Origin of the sequence: Runella sp., from assembly GCF_027484545.1 — a bacterium.
Lineage (GTDB): Bacteria > Bacteroidota > Bacteroidia > Cytophagales > Spirosomataceae > Runella.
Genome location: NZ_JAIXST010000067.1, coordinates 1 through 16,966, shown reverse-complemented (window position 1 = coordinate 16,966; position 16,966 = coordinate 1). Strand labels below are relative to the sequence as shown.

General features: G+C 43.2%; 17 protein-coding genes. 3 read left to right on the top strand and 14 right to left on the bottom strand.

Annotated elements, in window-relative coordinates; genetic code table 11:
• Positions 1–129: 129 nt before the first annotated feature.
• On the top strand, positions 130–3,564 hold the full coding sequence (locus tag Q0081_RS06195; protein ID WP_298350390.1) for an exodeoxyribonuclease V subunit beta: 3,435 nt from the start codon (positions 130–132) through the stop codon (positions 3,562–3,564).
• 175 nt (positions 3,565–3,739) lie between these two features.
• Here Q0081_RS06195 and Q0081_RS06190 read toward each other — a convergent pair whose 3' ends face one another.
• From Q0081_RS06190 to bcp, 13 genes are all read right to left on the bottom strand, one after another.
• Complete coding sequence (locus Q0081_RS06190; protein ID WP_298350388.1) at positions 3,740–5,437, bottom strand: M14 family metallopeptidase; 1,698 nt, start codon at positions 5,435–5,437, stop codon at positions 3,740–3,742.
• Between the two features lie 40 nt (positions 5,438–5,477).
• Complete coding sequence (locus Q0081_RS06185) at positions 5,478–8,108, bottom strand: alpha-L-rhamnosidase N-terminal domain-containing protein (RefSeq protein ID WP_298350386.1); 2,631 nt, start codon at positions 8,106–8,108, stop codon at positions 5,478–5,480.
• A gap of 126 nt (positions 8,109–8,234) precedes the next feature.
• Positions 8,235–8,672 (bottom strand): Spy/CpxP family protein refolding chaperone, encoded by a 438-nt coding sequence (locus Q0081_RS06180; protein ID WP_298350384.1) that lies wholly within the window; start codon positions 8,670–8,672, stop codon positions 8,235–8,237.
• Between the two features lie 113 nt (positions 8,673–8,785).
• The gene (locus tag Q0081_RS06175) at positions 8,786–9,223 is read right to left on the bottom strand and encodes a hypothetical protein (RefSeq protein ID WP_298350382.1); all 438 of its coding nucleotides are present in this window, start codon (positions 9,221–9,223) and stop codon (positions 8,786–8,788) included.
• A gap of 87 nt (positions 9,224–9,310) precedes the next feature.
• A complete protein-coding gene (locus tag Q0081_RS06170) occupies positions 9,311–9,868 on the bottom strand; it encodes an RNA polymerase sigma factor (protein ID WP_298350381.1) in 558 nt (185 codons plus the stop codon).
• Positions 9,869–9,950: 82 nt separating this feature from the next.
• Entirely contained in the window at positions 9,951–10,904 is a 954-nt protein-coding gene (locus Q0081_RS06165) for a transketolase family protein (protein ID WP_298350379.1), read from the bottom strand.
• A 170-nt stretch (positions 10,905–11,074) separates the two neighbouring features.
• Positions 11,075–11,476: a DUF4276 family protein gene (locus Q0081_RS06160; RefSeq protein ID WP_298350377.1), complete on the bottom strand. Its 402-nt coding sequence runs from the start codon at positions 11,474–11,476 to the stop codon at positions 11,075–11,077.
• The gene (locus tag Q0081_RS06155; protein ID WP_298350376.1) at positions 11,470–12,459 is read right to left on the bottom strand and encodes an AAA family ATPase; all 990 of its coding nucleotides are present in this window, start codon (positions 12,457–12,459) and stop codon (positions 11,470–11,472) included. Before Q0081_RS06155 ends, Q0081_RS06160 begins: the two co-directional genes overlap by 7 nt.
• Positions 12,460–12,473: 14 nt before the next feature.
• Positions 12,474–12,743, bottom strand: coding sequence for a hypothetical protein (locus Q0081_RS06150; protein WP_298350374.1), 270 nt, complete (start codon positions 12,741–12,743; stop codon positions 12,474–12,476).
• Positions 12,740–12,943 carry a hypothetical protein gene (locus tag Q0081_RS06145; RefSeq protein ID WP_298350372.1) on the bottom strand — a complete coding sequence of 68 codons (204 nt, stop codon included), beginning with the start codon at positions 12,941–12,943 and terminating at the stop codon, positions 12,740–12,742. Before Q0081_RS06145 ends, Q0081_RS06150 begins: the two co-directional genes overlap by 4 nt.
• Before the next feature lie 18 nt (positions 12,944–12,961).
• Positions 12,962–13,852, bottom strand: coding sequence for a transketolase (locus Q0081_RS06140; RefSeq protein ID WP_298350370.1), 891 nt, complete (start codon positions 13,850–13,852; stop codon positions 12,962–12,964).
• Positions 13,853–13,854: 2 nt separating this feature from the next.
• Entirely contained in the window at positions 13,855–14,208 is a 354-nt protein-coding gene (locus Q0081_RS06135) for a four helix bundle protein (protein WP_298350368.1), read from the bottom strand.
• A gap of 188 nt (positions 14,209–14,396) precedes the next feature.
• On the bottom strand, positions 14,397–14,849 hold the full coding sequence (bcp, locus tag Q0081_RS06130; RefSeq protein ID WP_298350367.1) for a thioredoxin-dependent thiol peroxidase: 453 nt from the start codon (positions 14,847–14,849) through the stop codon (positions 14,397–14,399).
• A 188-nt stretch (positions 14,850–15,037) separates the two neighbouring features.
• Between bcp and Q0081_RS06125 the strand changes: the two genes are divergently transcribed.
• Together Q0081_RS06125 and Q0081_RS06120 are read left to right on the top strand one after the other, a co-directional pair.
• Positions 15,038–15,268 carry a hypothetical protein gene (locus tag Q0081_RS06125; RefSeq protein WP_298350366.1) on the top strand — a complete coding sequence of 77 codons (231 nt, stop codon included), beginning with the start codon at positions 15,038–15,040 and terminating at the stop codon, positions 15,266–15,268.
• Between the two features lie 65 nt (positions 15,269–15,333).
• Positions 15,334–16,467 carry a 5-(carboxyamino)imidazole ribonucleotide synthase gene (locus Q0081_RS06120; protein ID WP_298350365.1) on the top strand — a complete coding sequence of 378 codons (1,134 nt, stop codon included), beginning with the start codon at positions 15,334–15,336 and terminating at the stop codon, positions 16,465–16,467.
• A 96-nt stretch (positions 16,468–16,563) separates the two neighbouring features.
• Here Q0081_RS06120 and Q0081_RS06115 read toward each other — a convergent pair whose 3' ends face one another.
• Positions 16,564–16,791, bottom strand: a complete 228-nt coding sequence (locus tag Q0081_RS06115) for a hypothetical protein (protein WP_298350364.1) — start codon at positions 16,789–16,791, stop codon at positions 16,564–16,566.
• Between the last annotated feature and the right edge of the window lie 175 nt (positions 16,792–16,966).

Below are 16,966 nucleotides of genomic sequence, written 5' to 3'. Positions count from 1 at the left end.
TTGGCATACATAAGTCAGAAAAACGTGATGCCATCTTTTCAGCATGTGCAGGAATTCATAACCTACGCACTATTTTTAGAAACATTTAATAACATCTTTTGTCAATTAACTCTATTGTAGAAAAGAAATATGTTCAAAATCGTTAGTTCATCTGCCGGGTCGGGAAAAACCTACACGCTTACCAAAGAATACCTGAAGCTCGTTTTACAAAACGATAACGTCCATTATTATAAGCATATTCTGGCCATTACGTTTACCAAAGCCGCCACTCGCGAGATGAAAGAGCGGATTTTGGGACGTTTGGAGCTATTTGGCAAAGGGGAAAAAGACCCGATGCTCAATGATATTGTGCGTGAACTTTACCCCGAATCAGTCAACGATGCAGAAGGAGCTTATGTGTTGCGCGAACAAAAAGTCCGCCAACGTGCCGACCGTGTTTTTAAACAGATTTTGCACGATTACAGCGATTTTGCGGTCATGACTATTGACAGTTTTGTCCAACGCGTCGTGAGTGCTTTTACGGATGAATTGGGAATGCCGTTTTCGTTTGAAGTGGAAATGGAAGCGGGAGAATTACTCCTTATGGCGGTAGAGCGACTGCTCGAACGAACCGGGGATGAATCTTTCGCTGAGTTGACGGATATTTTGGAATCATTTTATCTGGAAGCAGGACAGGAAGGGAAAAACTACCACAGTTTGCCCGAAGCATTGGCGGGATTTGCCAACGATTTACTCAATGAGCAACGCTACGCTTCCATCATGCAAAATTCGCACCTGTCGGCGAAAGACTTCAAAAAAATCAGGCGGCAATTGGTGGCGGCGGGAAAAAAGTGGGAAGCACTGATTGCCAAATGGGCGGAAAAAGGACTGAATCTCATTCTGGAAAGCGGTTTGGACGAAAAAGATTTTTCGCGGGGAACGGTTTTTAAGTATTTCAAAAAACGCATTGAAGCTGACGAAGCCATGGCCGAACCCGGCAAACTTGAGAAGGATGCCTTTGAGAATGACAATGGTTGGATTACTAAAACAGTTCGGCCGTTTGTTACGGAAACTGTGGCAAAAATTAAATCCCAACTGGTGGATTATTACCAACATATTGAGCGAGTTCGCCAAGAAAACTGTGAACTGTATCATTTGTACCAACAGCTTACGCCGCATCTTTATCACCTGTCTTTACTGAACGAAATCAAGCAGGAATTTGACCGTCAATTGCGGGAAAATAACCGTGTTCATATTTCGGAATTTAATCAAAAAATTCTGAAAATTGTCACTGAAGACCCCGTTCCGTTTATCTATGAGCGGTTGGGCGAAAAATACAACCATATTCTGATTGATGAGTTTCAGGATACCTCCAAGTTGCAGTTTGCCAATTTGTTGCCCCTGATTGATAATAGCCTTGGCTATGAGCATTTTAACTTAGCCGTAGGCGACTCCAAACAAGCCATTTATCGCTTCCGAGGCGGAGACATGGACCAAATCATCGCGCTGCATTCCAAAAATTTAGATCGCTTGTACGTATCCTTGGGCGAAAGCGAACTGACCGTCGAGCGACTTGAAAACATACGTTGGCATTTGGATGATGATGTGCTGCGGGTCAATCGGCGAAGTGCCAAAGAAATCATTGAGTTTAATAACGTATTTTTTCAAACCGTTGAAGAACTCTATCGCGACGAATTTCCGCTCTCACGCGAAGTGTTTGCTCAGGTAGCTCAGGAGTTGCCTCCCAATGCCAAAACGGGTGGCGAAGTACAGATAGAGTTTATTTCTGCCGATGCTGTAGAGTCAGGAGATGACGAAAACGACACGCCCGCGATGATTGAGCGCACGTTGGCAATCATCAAACAGGCAACCGAGCAGGATGGCTTCAAAATCGGAGACTTATCGGTGCTTTGTCGGTTTAAAAGAGATGCTAAAAAAATAGCCAATCACCTCAAAGACAACGGCTACAATATCATCTCTGATGATTCGCTGTCTCTTCGCTTTTCAGGAGCAGTCAATTTGGTAACGGCGTTTATGCGCGTGTTGGTCAAGCCCGATAGTCGTCTGGATAAGTACGAAGCTTTGTATTTGTTTTTCCGAATGATTCTGCAACGGATTCCTGACAGTAAAGACAACCAACGCATCAAAAGCGCCGTAGAATCGCAGGATGTAAGGGCATTTTACGCTTATGTGAATAATTTAAAGGCCACGGTGCATCCTCCAAAGTTGGTAGAGGAGACTCAACTCTCACTCGACATTCTGCATTCTACCCTGCTCGGCGGACCGTTCGACACTCAACTAAATCCCTATAAGCTCCTCCAAATCAGTGCCTACGAATTGGCCGAAAAACTGATTCAGCACTTTGGGCTGTTTGAAATGACCAAAGAGCGCGACTATTTATTTCGGTTCCTGGATGTAGTGTTGGAATTCAGTACCAAACGCGGCAGTCATTTGGCCGATTTTCTGGATTATTGGGAAACCCAAAAAGATAAAATCTCTATTTCGGCGCCGTCCAATCCACATGCTATTACGGTGCAAACCATTCACCGTTCCAAGGGATTGGAATATCCCGTTGTGATTATTCCGTATGCGGATTGGGATTTTGTTCCCAGTGCCAAACGGGATACCATGTGGGTGAACCTTGACCCAACCGAGGATTTGGGGATTGCAGCTGCGGAGGCCCACCGCCTTGAAAACGGTGATTTGATTGACTATTCGGAAGCCAAATGGCTGAAGACCGGTTCAGTACAAGTCAAATCAGACCTCGAACGCACTACAAAAGCCGTGGCAATGCAATACCGAGAGGAGCGGGAACGGGTGTTTGTTGAAAATCTTAATTTGCTCTACGTGGCTTTTACGCGCCCCACTCACAAACTGTATGTGCTGGCCAAAGAGGAGAATTTTGCCAAAATCATAACTCCAAGAAAAGTAAGTTACTGGTTGCATCAATACTTAGATAGGAGGCAGGAGGCAGGAGGTAGGAATCAGGGGTCAGAAGTGAGGAGCGGCCCGCCGCGCGGTCAGAAGTCAGAAATTCTCACTCCCGACTCCTCACTCCTCACTTCTCCTTTCTACATTCCCAACGTCATTTCGACCGATCGCAGCAGAGAGTTGCGGTTGCGGCGGTTGGCCAATCGGGTGTTTGATGTGGAGACGTTTGAGCGTAAAAAAGACTACGAAAACAAAGTACACTATGCGCTTTCTAAGGTAAGGACATCGGATGACATTCCTGCGGCCCTGCTGCGAATGCAAACCGAGGGACTCATTGAAAAAACAGAAACGCAGAATATCCAACAAAGCGTGGAAAAAATACTTCAACATCCTGATTTGAAAGGGCTTTTTGTGGTAAGCACCGGCGTACTGAATGAACGGGAAATTCTCACACCCGACGGCGGCCTTCATCGCCCTGACCGGGTGATCCATTTGCCGGGCCGAGTAGTGGTATTGGATTACAAAACGGGTAATCCGCAGGATGCTCACGCGCGACAAATCAAGCGCTTTGCCAATTTATACAAAGAAATGGGTTATGAAAATGTAGAGGCGTTATTAGTATATATTGAGCGTAATGAGGTCGTTATGGTATAAAAGAACGTTTCGATAAAAATATTTCTACTTTTTATCGAAACGTTTGTGACGTAAAGGGTGTTTTTTGCGTATATAAATAAAACGCACAAACCCCTTTTTGCCATGGATCCATTTTTTTACTTTGAAGACGATGAAGCTGAACCTGAGGAAGCAGCTCAGGTACCGGAAACGGTCGCTACTTCGTCAGGCGATACACAGGATAACGCAGGTATGATTTCTCAGAGTACGGTGAGTTACGGTATATAAATTCCAATTGCGCCGCGCCACTTTTAGCAAAAGCTTCGTCCGATTTTTTACGTTCCTCCAATTTTTCTTTTAATGTTGCATCTTTGCGGAGCATCTCAGCCGCTACGTCTTCAAAGACGTAGGCTGAAAAATGTTCTTTCTGTGCCAAAATACTGTCGAAAAAATTCCACGAGAAAAATGAATCGGGCCCTTGTGGCTCGAGCGCTGCGACAAGGTATCGATTGGTCTTTTGGTTGGTGTTGATGAGAAAGTCTCCTTTGTAAAATTGTATTTTCTGCTTTTCACTGCGTACCAATACTCCCGTATGGTTGTAGTGACCTTCGTACGGTTTTGCGGGACTTTTGTAATCTTCGATGTAATAAACGTCTACTTCCATTTCGGTATCTGCCGCGAGCGGTTGTAACTGTACACCGTTGATTTTCAGTAGTTCAGCCACTCTTGCCCAACTTTGAGGCAGTACATACGCCTTTGGTTTTTCGACTTTTACATCAGGAACAAATTTGTCAAAAAACGGAATTCGTTTCGTAAATGGTTCGTTGCGTTCGTAATAAAGTCGAGTCAGTCCGCTTACTTCGCTGGGTTTGTATTTGGCCGCAAATCCTTTGAACGTAATGGAATCGGCTACGGTTTTGTCCAATTTCCAACTCAGCGGAAAAGTAGTTTGATTGGCAATGGTTTCATCCGCTTTTTTCTTATTGGCAATCAGCGTAGCGGCGTTTTGAGCGGCAAGTCCAAGCGTAATTTCCATAAACGCGTAGGTTCCTTTGACGCGCTTGGGGTACTCTTTGAGCATGTGCAATTCTACCACAAAAGTTTCGCAGTTGAACAGCGAGGCATAGCCCGAACTGTAACGCGACCCATCATTGAAGCCCTGATAACCCGTTTCGGGCGTGGCCCCGAAGGCATTTACGTAAGGTACTGGTTCAAAACCGGATTGGGTAAGCTGTTGGTCCAATTGAGGTTTAAATGTCTTGGTGAAAAAGGCAGAAACCTCCGAATTGAATTTATCTTTTTGGGTGGGAAAATATGTGACTGCGTGCTGATAATCAGCGCCGTTGGATGTATGATTGTCAATAATGATGTGCGGTTTCCACGCTTGAAACATTCGTTGCCACGACTCAGAATTTTTAGAGTCGGTTTTGATAAAATCACGGTTGAGGTCATAATTGCGCGAATTGGCCCTAAATCCGTAGCTATTGGGCCCGTTTTGATTGATGCGCGATACGCCGCGATTCAGACAGCCGTCTACGTTGTAAACGGGAACAATACAGAGCACTACGTTGGCGGGCAACGCTTTTTTCTCCAATAACTCACGCGCCCACATCATGCTGGCGTCTATCCCTTCAGGTTCGCCCGGGTGAATTCCGTTGTTGACCAACAGGGTAACTTTATCCGATTGCGGTTTGAAAACTTTGTTGGCTGATAAAACGAACAAATGGAGGGGTTTCCCAATGTCGGTTGTGCCCACTTCGATTAGAGAAGCTTGATCATATTTCTTATCCAATTCACGATAAAACTGGATAATTTCATCGTAAGTGGCGGTTTCCTGTTCTTTACTTTTTTCGTAAGGTGTGATTTGAGCAAAAAGGGATTGGCTAAGAAAAATTAACAGTACTAATTTTTTCATGCGTGTGAATGATGAAGTGGAGGAATGATTTATACGGTTTTTAAAAAAATTTGTTGGTTTGACCCGTTACCAAGCGGTACTTTTTCAAGCCATTGACCGGTTGCCCTATCGCCAAAAGGTTTTTGATGTCTTCATTGGCAGGAACCACCAATTCCGCTTCGCAGCCTTGCGGCAAGGTAATTTCTACGGTACGATTTCCCGGTTGTCCCGTCGCACTAAACAAAATAGGCCCTTGTGCGGTATAGTTCATGAGAGAAAGCTGCTCTAAATCACCCAATTGTGGGCGAATTTGTGCCTTTTTGAAACCAGGAGTAAGCGGTTGGATTCCTGCTAAATTCATGTAAGTGACCATTAAAGGGGCAACGGCACAATGACTCCACTGTTGTCCGTTATCGTGTCTGACGTGCCACCACTCGGCAATGGTATTATTTTCAGCCACGGATTCAATGCCATACCAATGGGTACGGAAATCGTCAATAATTGGTTGTACCGTTCCTGCTTTGGCCAACGCCCAATACCGCCAATTGGCATTGGCAGGGTAGGAGAGGCCCATCGTTGCGGGAACAGTGGCAAGTGCCTTGGCGCAAAATTTAGTAATATTTTGCGGACATTGGTCAAACAAAATTGCCGTTGCCAGCGAGCGGTCGCAGAGACGTTCTTCTTTCTCTTCGGCTACCCAAGGTAAGTTATTGATAAACATTCCTTTGGCAGGACTCCAAAATGTTTTGACCGTAACCGCCTGAATCTCTGCTCCAACGGCCTGCGCTTTGTTGGCAATGTCGGTCATTCCGAAGGCTTCGCACAGGGGTGCAAACGCCTTCTGCATCATGGCAGCAATGTAGAGATTAAATGCGCATTGTTTATGACGTTGCTTTTTGTAGGCATCGTGGTCAATCCAAACGACAGGGATCCCTAAATTTTCAACGGGAACAAGACCGCCGGCAATTTTTATTTTAAGCAAATAATTGAAAAACTTGACCAATCGGGGCATTACTTCGGTCAAAGCCGTTTTGTCGCCTGTATAAAGATAATAGTACCAACAATCAAAGTTGAACCCCACACTGTGATCAAGCAAGGGACCCCATTGGGTAAGCCCTACCTGGCGTTCCATGATGCGGGCCAAGCGGTCAAACGCCGGCCAGGCGTCCAAAAAATAACCGTCTAAAGTCTGGCCTTGGCTGTAGGTATTTACAAACCGAGCATGAAGTAGTTGGTCACCAAATACGTTTTGTGTGCAGTGCAATTGATGACCGCAATCGCCGCTGTATTGTTGGCGCTCGCGGGCCATCCCGTCCACAATGGTTTCCTGAGCGGAGTTATGGAGGGTATTGATGCATGCTTCTAAAACCTTCTGAATTTTAGCGTCATTGCACTGAAATTGATAGGGATTCGGCCATGGGTATTGCCTTCTTCTCATGCCTACTTTGCTGACTGTTACCTGCCCTTCTGCTCCGTGAATGTGTAATTGCAACCACCGAAGTGACTCATAATCAAAAGTTTCAAAGCGATTGGTGCCCGTGCGACAGATAAAACGCGTCCATGAATTGAACTTGGTATTGAGTAAGGGTTCACCGCCCATCAGGTGAGCTTCCTGTACCATCAACTCCACTACAGTACCGCTGGGAGCGTTGATAGTAAAGTAAGGAAAGCCAACCGATTGTTCTTTAAATTCAAAGGTCAATATCGCACCGCGTACTTTGTCAACGTTGAGCGTCCAGCTTTCCGCCGTACTGCTTACAACACAGGGTATACGGTTCACTTCGTAAGAGTCTGGAGTGCCAAATTCAAAATATTCGTACGGAGAATGTATCCACCTTACCGTCATAGATTCCGCCAAACGCTGAATCGAGATCAGTGTTTCTTTGAGCATCGGGGTGCTTCTTTCGCGTAGTTGCGAAACTTCAACCCGACCTCCTACATCCATGCTGTATTCGTTAAAGTTGCCGTTGATGGCCGGTTTGTTGGCAGGGTTATTAATTTCCTGTGCCATCGTCCATTCCTCAAAAGGCACATATTCCAATGTGTTCCACTTATGAGGATACTGACGGGCGTCAAATTCTTCCTGAAAAGCCCGCAGGTACCAACGTTTGTACTGTCTGGGGCGCCAACTGCGGGCAACGAGCGTTTGCCAACTGCCGTCTGATATGATCTGAAACGTATTTCCATTGACCAGTTCAATGTCCAATCTGAAAATAAATCCGGGCTTACCAATGGGCGAAGTTCCTTCTCCGTGTCCATAAAACAGCACTTGTGCGCCAATGACGTTGGGTCCGGCCGCAAGGTAATTGGTTAAATCAATAGGGTCAGCTTCTGCCCAACGTGGATCAGCAGGAGCAGGACCAAACTGAATACGTTGCCCATTGGCAAAAAATAGATACCGACTGTCTCCAATCAAGTAACCTTTGGCACTTTTGGGTGTTGCGGTAAGCGTTATCTCTTTACGAAATAAAATAACTGTATTGGGCAAACAGCGCTGCATAGGATACCAGATCCATTTGGCAGGAGCTAAGTCAAGAGTGGTATTAAGCGGAGGAGGAAGAAAAGAATTTATTTCGGTAAACGACTCATTTTCGTCCATTGGCTTTGCCACAGCGGGAGCCCACAAAAGAGAAAGACTACTGACGGATGAGTTTTTTAGGAAATTACGTCGAGAGGTTAAGAAATCAATCATTAGGGTTAGGCACGTTAAGCCCACAAGTTACACAAGCCCGATGATTTTTTACAAAAAAAGGCAGAGAGATTTATTTGCCCTGCCTATCTTTTTATTGAACATAAGTTCTATGTCGGTTAAAACCCTTTATTCTTTCCCTATTTGTGCGTTTTTATTGAGGCGTTGAATCAACATTTGCGTAAAAACCTGCTCTGCCTTATAGAGTTCGGCCAATTGTCTCACATTGATAACTTTCAAAAATTTATTCATGTATTCGCGCTCCAAATCCACTTCTCTCTGCTGAAGATTGAGTGTTTCTTTAATGTTTGCCAATATTTTTTCGTCGGGTGTTGTCAGGGTATTTGTTTCGACAATCAGGCGGCGCATTTGTTTCCGGATATCTTTCTTCTTACCATCGAATTCGTTATAAACCGGCCAAAATTGCTGCGATTGTTCGGTAGAAAGATTCAGGCGGTTGGTAATCAAACCAATTTTGGCATTTTCTATTTTTTGGTTACCGCCTTCTTGGGCCATCGCCGTTTCAAAACAAAGGGTGGCAAGCAGTATGAACAGGAACTTTCTCATGGTTATCATTCTATTAACTGTAAAGTATGTATTTAGCGAAGTGAACTCACTCCTCATAATGAGCCGCACGGGCGGCCGCGGCCGTTGCGGGCCCCGTTCTAAGTACTTATTTTTTATATATTTTCTTCTAAATCAACTTCCTGAATCGCTTTTTTGAGATCCTCGTCGTCTACGTTAAGTTGTTGTAAAAGCACGTCTTCTTCGCTGTAAAGCTCATTCAATTGGGTGTGGTCACCCATTTCTTGTTGAGTGATTTGGTTGTCTTTCAGGTAATTAACTATTTCTGCGTCGCTTACCTGACTGAGCGTTTCTTCCCCCAACGAATGTTGTTGCTGAGGATAGGTGATCCAAAGCAACGCTCCTACTACGCTTGCCGCTATACCCACTAAGGCGGTCCGCCGCCACGACCAACTGATGGTGAACGAATTCTCTTTTTCCGCAATATGCTCCTGGATGCGGGTTTGCATCATGGAAGGAAATTTATCGAAATATCTTTCGGGAGCTTCATAAGGCACTGAGCGATCGAGGTCTTCTAATTTGATGCGTTTCATTGATGTGGTTTAGTTGGGTTTGGGTGCGTCTTATTGGCGTACTTAAATCAACCTGTTTTTCTTTTGACAACCTATACACAATAAAGTTTAATCTTCCCCGTTCAAAAACTTCTCAATTTTTGTAACTGCGTGGTGATAACTGGCTTTCAGCGCTCCTACCGATGTTCCCGTAATGTCGGCAATGTCCTCGTATTTAAGATCGTCGAAATACTTCATATTGAATACCAACCGTTGTTTTTCGGGCAAAGTGAGCAACGCTTTTTGGAGTTTTAACTGAATTTCGTCTCCTCCCATGGGGTAATCCGATTGACCTGCGGCGGCTTCCAGTGTCTCGAGCAATTCGCCCTCTACGTCATTAATTGACATAAAAAAGCGACGGCGTTTTTTATTCAGAAAATTCAAACACTCATTGGTCGCAATGCGGTACAGCCACGTAAAAAGCTGGGCATCACCGCGAAAGGTTTCGAGTGCCTGCCAAGCTTTTATAAATGTTTCCTGCGTCAAATCGTCGGCGTCGTCGTGGTCAATCACCATCTTGCGAATGTGCCAATATATTTTTTGCTGATACTTACGTACCAACTGGTTGAAAGCAAAGTTTCGGCTTTCAGGATTAGCAAATTTTTCAAGTATGGCTTGGTCGGTCATTATATAGTAGTGAGTATTGAGTAATGGGTAGTGAGTAAATGATGACAATACTACTTACTACTCAATACTAATTACTTGATACTTATTTTCTTGCAATTGCCCGTTTGGCAGCCGCTACGATGTCTTTGGCGGTGAGGCCGTATTTTTCCATGAGTTGAGCAGGGGTGCCGCTTTCGCCAAACGTGTCGTTTACGCCTACGTACTCCAACGGTGCAAGGTGTTTTTGAATCAATACCTGGGCGATACTGTCTCCCAAACCGCCTGCTATCTGGTGTTCTTCGGCTGATACAGCACAACCTGTTTTCTTCACTGATTGTAAGATAGCTTTTTCATCCAATGGTTTAATCGTATGGATGTTGATGATTTCGGCGTTGATGCCTTCCGCTTCCAGCATTTCACCTGCCAGGATGGCTTCCCAAACCAAATGGCCTGTGGCAAAAATACTTACGTCAGTACCTTCGTTGACCATCCATGCTTTTCCGATTTCAAATTTTTGATCTGCATCCGTAAAAACAGGAATCACCGGACGACCAAAACGCAAATAAACCGGACCTTCATAATCTGCGATGGCAATGGTAGCGGCTTTGGTTTGGTTGTAGTCACACGGATTGATGACGGTCATGCCTGGAAGCATTTTCATCATGCCCAGGTCTTCCAAAATTTGGTGCGTTGCTCCGTCTTCTCCCAACGTCAAACCTGCGTGAGATGCGCAAATTTTTACATTTTTGTTGGAATAAGCGACGCTTTGACGTACTTGGTCGTATACGCGACTGGTGGCAAAATTGGCGAAGGTAGTGGCAAAAGGAATTTTACCTCCAATGGTCAGACCGGCGGCCATTCCTATCATATTGGCTTCAGAAATCCCGCACTGAATAAAACGCTCGGGGTTTTCTTTGATAAAAGCATCGAGTTTCAATGAACCTACGAGGTCGGCACAAAGGGCCACTACGTTGGGGTTGGTTTGACCTAAAACCTGCATACCCGCGCCAAATCCGCTGCGGGTATCTTTTTTCTCAGTGAAAGTGTATTTTTTCATTTATACTATGTTGTGATTAAGCGAATGTAATTTATTCAAAAAGTAAGCTGCGCTGTGGCAGTTGGTGTGTTGGGCAGCGCGTTGGAGGGAAAAACCGTATTTAAGCATTCTCGCAGCAAGTATATCTTTTGTCCCTACTCCCCGTTTTGTTTTCTCTAAAAAGAGAGTCCTCAATTTTTCGAAAGGGTATGGTTCTTTTTCAGGAAAATCGAAAAAAAAGTATCATTCATCAATTGACTAAGCGTGTCGCTATCTGCTAAAAACCATGCTTCAATCTGTTTTACGGCAATAATGATAATCGTATCGGTGCCTTCTCCTATTCTCTGACGGGTTTTAGTGATACAAGCGTCTTCGTCTAAATCTGTCAAAATAAATATTTTTTGAGCCCCTTCTGATTTCAAAACCTCAATATCTTCTTTCAACTTTTCCGGCAGCATATTGCCATTTCCATCAGCATTGATGACTGGCAAGAGCAAGTCAATTTGGCACTCATGGAGAAGTTTTACAAAATTCTCCGACTCAATGATTTTACGTTCGGTTTTTCCTTCTACAATAAACGCAACTTTTACCACGGTAACCCACCTCCGAGGGCATTGGTAAGCCATGCTTCGTCCATACGAAGACCGAAAAAATCTTTTCCTTTAAATTGTTTGATTTGAGTAGCTCCTTGTTTTTTGTCTACTACAATCAGTTCGTCGGCTCGCAAATTACGAACAAGTGTAGGTGAATGAGTATTAAGCCAAATGTAATGCCCTTTTTCTTGACACCTGTTACGCATTAGCTCAACTAATAGCTCAATTGCGTAAGGATTGAGTCCATTTTCGGGTTCTTCAATACACAAAAATTGTGGCTCATCTGACTGGTATAACGCAGTAAGTAAACAAAGTATATTGCAGGTGCCGTCTGAAATGAGACTTTTACCAAAATGCTTATTGGTATGCTTCTCTTTAATAAGGAGCGTTTCTTGTCCACTTATACTATCAGTATAAATTTGGATATTCTCCAATTCAGGGATAAGAAGTTCTAATATTTCTAATATTTCTTCCCGTTTAATCTCGTCTTGAAGAATGCGTTTTAAGACTTTTTCGAGATTGGATGATTTCGTATTTAGCTTACCATCTCCTTGAAAATTAAGCTTTAGTTCTTTAGAAGAATTAATAAATATCCTTGAAAAATTATGAAATCTGTTTAGGGAAACAACTATCTTATCAGAAATTTCTTCTTCTTCATAAAATTCAGGTTCATCTATATCTTTTTTTAGTTTTTTAAAATCAACTCTCAGGTTAAAAGGCCCAAAATTGATATGACCATAGGCATTGACCCCGCTTTGTCCTCTGTTCAAATAACTTTCTGAACCGCCAAAAAGATCACTAACCTCTTTAGAGTTTTCGTCCCCTGAAAAAAGTGAAATAAAATTTATAAACTCCAAAGCCTCAAAAATATTCGACTTGCCCGACCCGTTGGGGCCTACAAAGACCGTAAACGGGTTGGGTTCGACGATTTCCAAATCCACAATGGATTTGAAGTTTTTGATATGGAGTTTTTGGAGTTTCAAATGGATTTTATGCTTTAATAAACTTCATCGTGAGTGCCAATGTCAATCAACACTGCTTTGTCAGTCTCGCTAAAATAAAAAACAACCCTTAAATCATAACCTAAACTGAAAGCCAGTAAACCCTTTAGCTTGCCCGAAAGTTTGTGGGTTTGGAGCACAGGGGTATATGGATTTTGAATAAACAATTCTAATCGCTCCCAAAAACTATCTTCTGTCAGTCGTTTTTGGCGAATCAGTTTTTTCAAAGCCCTTTCAAGAGAAGGCTCAAAATCAACCTGAATCATAAATTTAACCGTTGTCGTAGTATTGTTATATCGCTCGAAAACTGCCTCTTTTCACTGTTTTGGAGGCTGTTTTGGTAATTTTGATATATTTCTTCACGACGTTCCTCGGCAATGATTTTATCAAGAATTTGAATTAACTCCTCTTTTTCAGATAAGTTGAGCTCTTTTGCATCCTCTAAAACTTCAGCAAACGGTTTCATCTTTTTAAGTATTTTGGTTTAATAATCGCCCAATGTCTCAGGCAATTGCGCTAATGCCTGTTCTAATTGCGCGTCATTGGGCGCTACACCATGCCATTTGTGGCTGTGCATCATGAAGTCAACACCTTGGCCCATTTCGGTTTTCATCATCACGGCGATAGGTTGACCTTTGCCTACCAAACGCTTGATTTTGCTAAGCAGCGTCACCAATTCGTCTATATTGTTGCCGTCTACGGTCAATACGCGCCAGCCGAAGGCTTTGTATTTGGCACCCAAATCACGGTTGTTGTTTACTTTGTTAGTTGAACCGTCAATTTGTTGGCCGTTTACGTCTACAAACGCTACGAGGTTATCAACGTTGTTGTTGGGAGCAAACTGAACCGCTTCCCACACTTGACCTTCCTGTTGTTCGCCATCGCCCATGAGGCAATACACTAGGTTTTTGTCACCGTTGAGTTTTTTGGCCAAAGCCGCGCCGATGGCAACGGAAAGTCCCTGTCCCAATGAACCTGAAGCTACCCGTACACCCGGAAGGTGTTCGTGCGTGGTAGGGTGGCCCTGCAAACGCGAGTTCAGTTTACGAAAAGTGGCCATTTCTTTGACATCAAAATACCCGCGACGAGATAATACGCTGTAAAAAACGGGGGAAATATGTCCGTTTGACAGAAAGAACAAATCTTCACCTTTGCCGTCTAAATTGAACGAAAGATAACCGCCTTTGCCTTTGCGGTTGTTAATTTTCATTTGTTGGAAATACAACGCCACAAGCAGGTCGGCGCAGCCAAGCGACCCACCCGGGTGGCCTGATTGACATCCGTGAACCATTCTTAAAATATCGCGTCTTACTTGCGAAGCAATCTGTGGTAATGAGTATTGAGTAGTGGGTATTGAGTATTGAGTAGTTTCCATTTTTAGATGGGAAGGGATTGTTGAAGTTTAAAAATCATTTTTTGAATTTCGCTTAACTGAGAGATGATTGATTCAGAATCATTTGAATTAATCATTCCAATTCTATGAGCAATTATAAGTTGGGTTTCAAGTTCACAAGATGACCCGGCAGCAATGCCTAAAAAATTGTTAAACTCTTTAGAATTATTACGGCCTGCTCCTTCAGCGATATTAGAAGGAATCGAAACGGCACTTCTATTGATTTGCTGAGTAAGACTGTATTTTTCTTCAGGAGGAAAATTCTTAGTAAGAAGGTATGTATCAACGGCTAAATCAACACTTTTTTGCCAAACCTTAAGTTGTTTAAAATTGTGCATACTGTTTGTTTTGATTTGAAAGGAATTCAGTGATATGTAAGGTTACAAAATTAGCGCCAGAACAGTAAAATATATTTACTCAATACCTGATGTATCACTTAGATTTTAGTATTAAGTATTACGACAGGATTTAAACGGCTATTTTACAGGAGGTTAGGTGACTGTTTTTTTATTCTAAATACTTAATACTAATTAATTAATACTTGTTCTGCGTGATTTTTGGTGTCGACTTTTGAGATAATTTCCTGAATTACAGTGTTTTCGTCAATGATGAAAGTCGTACGAACAATACCCATATAAGTTTTGCCGTACATTGACTTTTCGGCCCAAACGTGGTAGGCTTCCAAGATGTTGTGCTCCGGGTCAGCCAAAAGAGGGAAAGGTAAGCTATACTTGTTAGCAAATTTTTTGTGCGATTTCTCTCCATCTGCACTTACCCCCAACACGGCGTACCCTTTGGCAAGCAATGCTGCATAGTTGTCGCGAAGGCTACAGGCTTGTGCTGTACAGCCCGGAGTGTCATCTTTCGGATAAAAATATAAAACTACCTTTTTGCCTTGAAAATCAGATAGTTTGACGATATTCCCGTCTTGGTCTTTTGCCTCAATTGAGGGCGCTTTTTCGCCGACTTGCAGTGCCATTTTTTAGTGAGGGGAGTGAGTTTGAATACGGATTCGTTGATTTTTGCGTGCAAGATACTAATTATTGATTCCGGATGCTAAAACCGTTTGGACGCTCAAAGTTTTCTAAATGAGACTTTGCGGCTCAAAATAAGGTATAAAATCAACGGAGTCTTTAACTTTGCGTCCAAACCAAAAAATCAGAAGAAATGAGTTTGCAAAAAGCCTATCCATATCTGTATCGCTGGGCTGATACGTATGGAGTCGTTGAATTTGGACAATTGGAAGAAACCAAAAGTATGGTAAGATGTATTGACGAGGGCGGAACGGTGTTTGAAGCACCGGGCAAAGTCAAAGATTTGGATACCGCGCTCAAAATGGCCGACGAAGCAATTTATGAATGGTTTGAAATCAATGACCCCGATGAATTGGATGACTGAAACAGTTTAGAGTGTACAGTTACGGATACTCGGATAACAATTACAATTAACAGATAACATACAACGTGTTTGATACTAACAAAAAAGTAGGCGTATTGGGTGGTGGACAATTGGGCTTAATGCTTCTGCAAGCCGCCATCGATTGGAATTTGAATGTCAAAATTTTGGATGCTTCCGATGCGCCCTGCGCCGCTATTGCTCCGGAGTTTGTGGAAGGTTCGTTGCAGGACTACGAGGCCGTTTATCAATTTGGGCAGGATGTGGAAGTGCTGACCATTGAGATTGAAAAAGTAAATGTGGAAGCGCTGGAGGCGTTGGAACGCGAAGGCAAAAAAGTCTTTCCACAACCGCACGTCATTCGCCTCATTCAGGATAAACGTACTCAAAAACAGTTTTATAAAGACCACGACCTTCCTACGGCCGATTTTATACTGACTGAAAACAAGGACGATGTGCGCAAACATGCCGATTTTCTGCCTGCTTTCCATAAATTAGGACGGGATGGTTACGATGGAAAAGGGGTTCAACGCATTACTTCTCCCGCTGATTTTGATAAAGCGTTTGACGCACCGGGATTGTTGGAAAAAGCCGTTGATTTCGATAAAGAATTGGCCGTCATTGTCGCCAGAAATGAAAATGGCGAAGTAGTCACTTTCCCGACGGTTGAAATGGTTTTTCATCCCGAAGCTAACTTAGTGGAGTACTTATTTGCTCCGGCAGATATTTCGGAAGAAATAGAAAAACAGGCAGAAGAATTGGCAAAAAAAACGGCCCAAGCCATTGGTATTGTGGGCCTTTTGGCCGTTGAAATGTTTCTGACTAAAGATGGACAGGTACTTATTAACGAAGTAGCTCCGCGCCCGCACAACAGCGGTCACCACACTATTCGAGCCAATTTTACTTCGCAGTTTGAGCAGCATTGGCGAGCCATTCTCAACCTTCCATTGGGCGATACGACGGCTTATACGCCTGCGGCTATGGTTAATTTGTTAGGTGAAGAAGGTCACACCGGTCTTGCTTACTACGAAGGAATGGATGATTTATTAGCGACTCAGGGCGTATTCCCGTTTTTATACGGCAAAAAAATCACCAAACCTTTCCGTAAAATGGGGCATATCACCGTGACCGACAGCGATTTGATAAAGCTGAAAGAAAAAGCCGAATGGGTGAAAGGAGCATTGAAAGTGATTACAAAATGACGAACCGATATTTTACCTTTCAGTTGATATCTCAGGGAAATAATCAATGAGCCATTGAGGAAGCTGTAGGCTCTTTAAAGATATAAATAATGGGTATTAACGAATCACTTTAAAGGTTCCGTCAGCGTATTCCGCTATTATTTTACCATTTTTCTCATAAACAAGTGGTTGACCAATTGAAAAAAGATACGCTCTCGTTTTCAGGGCCATATCTTGATAGAACTCCTCCCGTTCGTCAATTGTCATTTCATAGATTGGTTTTTTCAAGGTGCCCATGGTGAGGGCAAAATCTATATTGGCAGTTTCTTGAATAACGGTAGCCATGGCGTTGTGCGTAGTTTGAAATACAAATTTACTGTTTTTTCGACATTTTATTTTCTGGTACTGGAACACTAAGTTATGGCAATCATTAAAGGTCTCATCATGAGCACTTCTTCGAGCGAATAGATACGTTTTGTCAAGCCTTGTTTCATAGCAGGCGATATTTTTTTGTATTTAG

Coding starts and splice junctions, on each gene's coding strand:
- Q0081_RS06165 (WP_298350379.1), bottom strand. CDS start 10,904: ATGAAAAAATACACTTTCACTGAGAAAAAAGATACCCGCAGCGGATTT.
- Q0081_RS06140 (WP_298350370.1), bottom strand. CDS start 13,852: ATGGAAACTACTCAATACTCAATACCCACTACTCAATACTCATTACCA.
- Q0081_RS06125 (WP_298350366.1), top strand. CDS start 15,038: ATGAGTTTGCAAAAAGCCTATCCATATCTGTATCGCTGGGCTGATACG.
- Q0081_RS06190 (WP_298350388.1), bottom strand. CDS start 5,437: ATGAAAAAATTAGTACTGTTAATTTTTCTTAGCCAATCCCTTTTTGCT.
- Q0081_RS06115 (WP_298350364.1), bottom strand. CDS start 16,791: ATGGCTACCGTTATTCAAGAAACTGCCAATATAGATTTTGCCCTCACC.
- Q0081_RS06180 (WP_298350384.1), bottom strand. CDS start 8,672: ATGAGAAAGTTCCTGTTCATACTGCTTGCCACCCTTTGTTTTGAAACG.
- Q0081_RS06195 (WP_298350390.1), top strand. CDS start 130: ATGTTCAAAATCGTTAGTTCATCTGCCGGGTCGGGAAAAACCTACACG.
- Q0081_RS06170 (WP_298350381.1), bottom strand. CDS start 9,868: ATGACCGACCAAGCCATACTTGAAAAATTTGCTAATCCTGAAAGCCGA.
- Q0081_RS06145 (WP_298350372.1), bottom strand. CDS start 12,943: ATGAAACCGTTTGCTGAAGTTTTAGAGGATGCAAAAGAGCTCAACTTA.
- Q0081_RS06135 (WP_298350368.1), bottom strand. CDS start 14,208: ATGCACAATTTTAAACAACTTAAGGTTTGGCAAAAAAGTGTTGATTTA.
- bcp (WP_298350367.1), bottom strand. CDS start 14,849: ATGGCACTGCAAGTCGGCGAAAAAGCGCCCTCAATTGAGGCAAAAGAC.
- Q0081_RS06150 (WP_298350374.1), bottom strand. CDS start 12,743: ATGATTCAGGTTGATTTTGAGCCTTCTCTTGAAAGGGCTTTGAAAAAA.
- Q0081_RS06185 (WP_298350386.1), bottom strand. CDS start 8,108: ATGATTGATTTCTTAACCTCTCGACGTAATTTCCTAAAAAACTCATCC.
- Q0081_RS06175 (WP_298350382.1), bottom strand. CDS start 9,223: ATGAAACGCATCAAATTAGAAGACCTCGATCGCTCAGTGCCTTATGAA.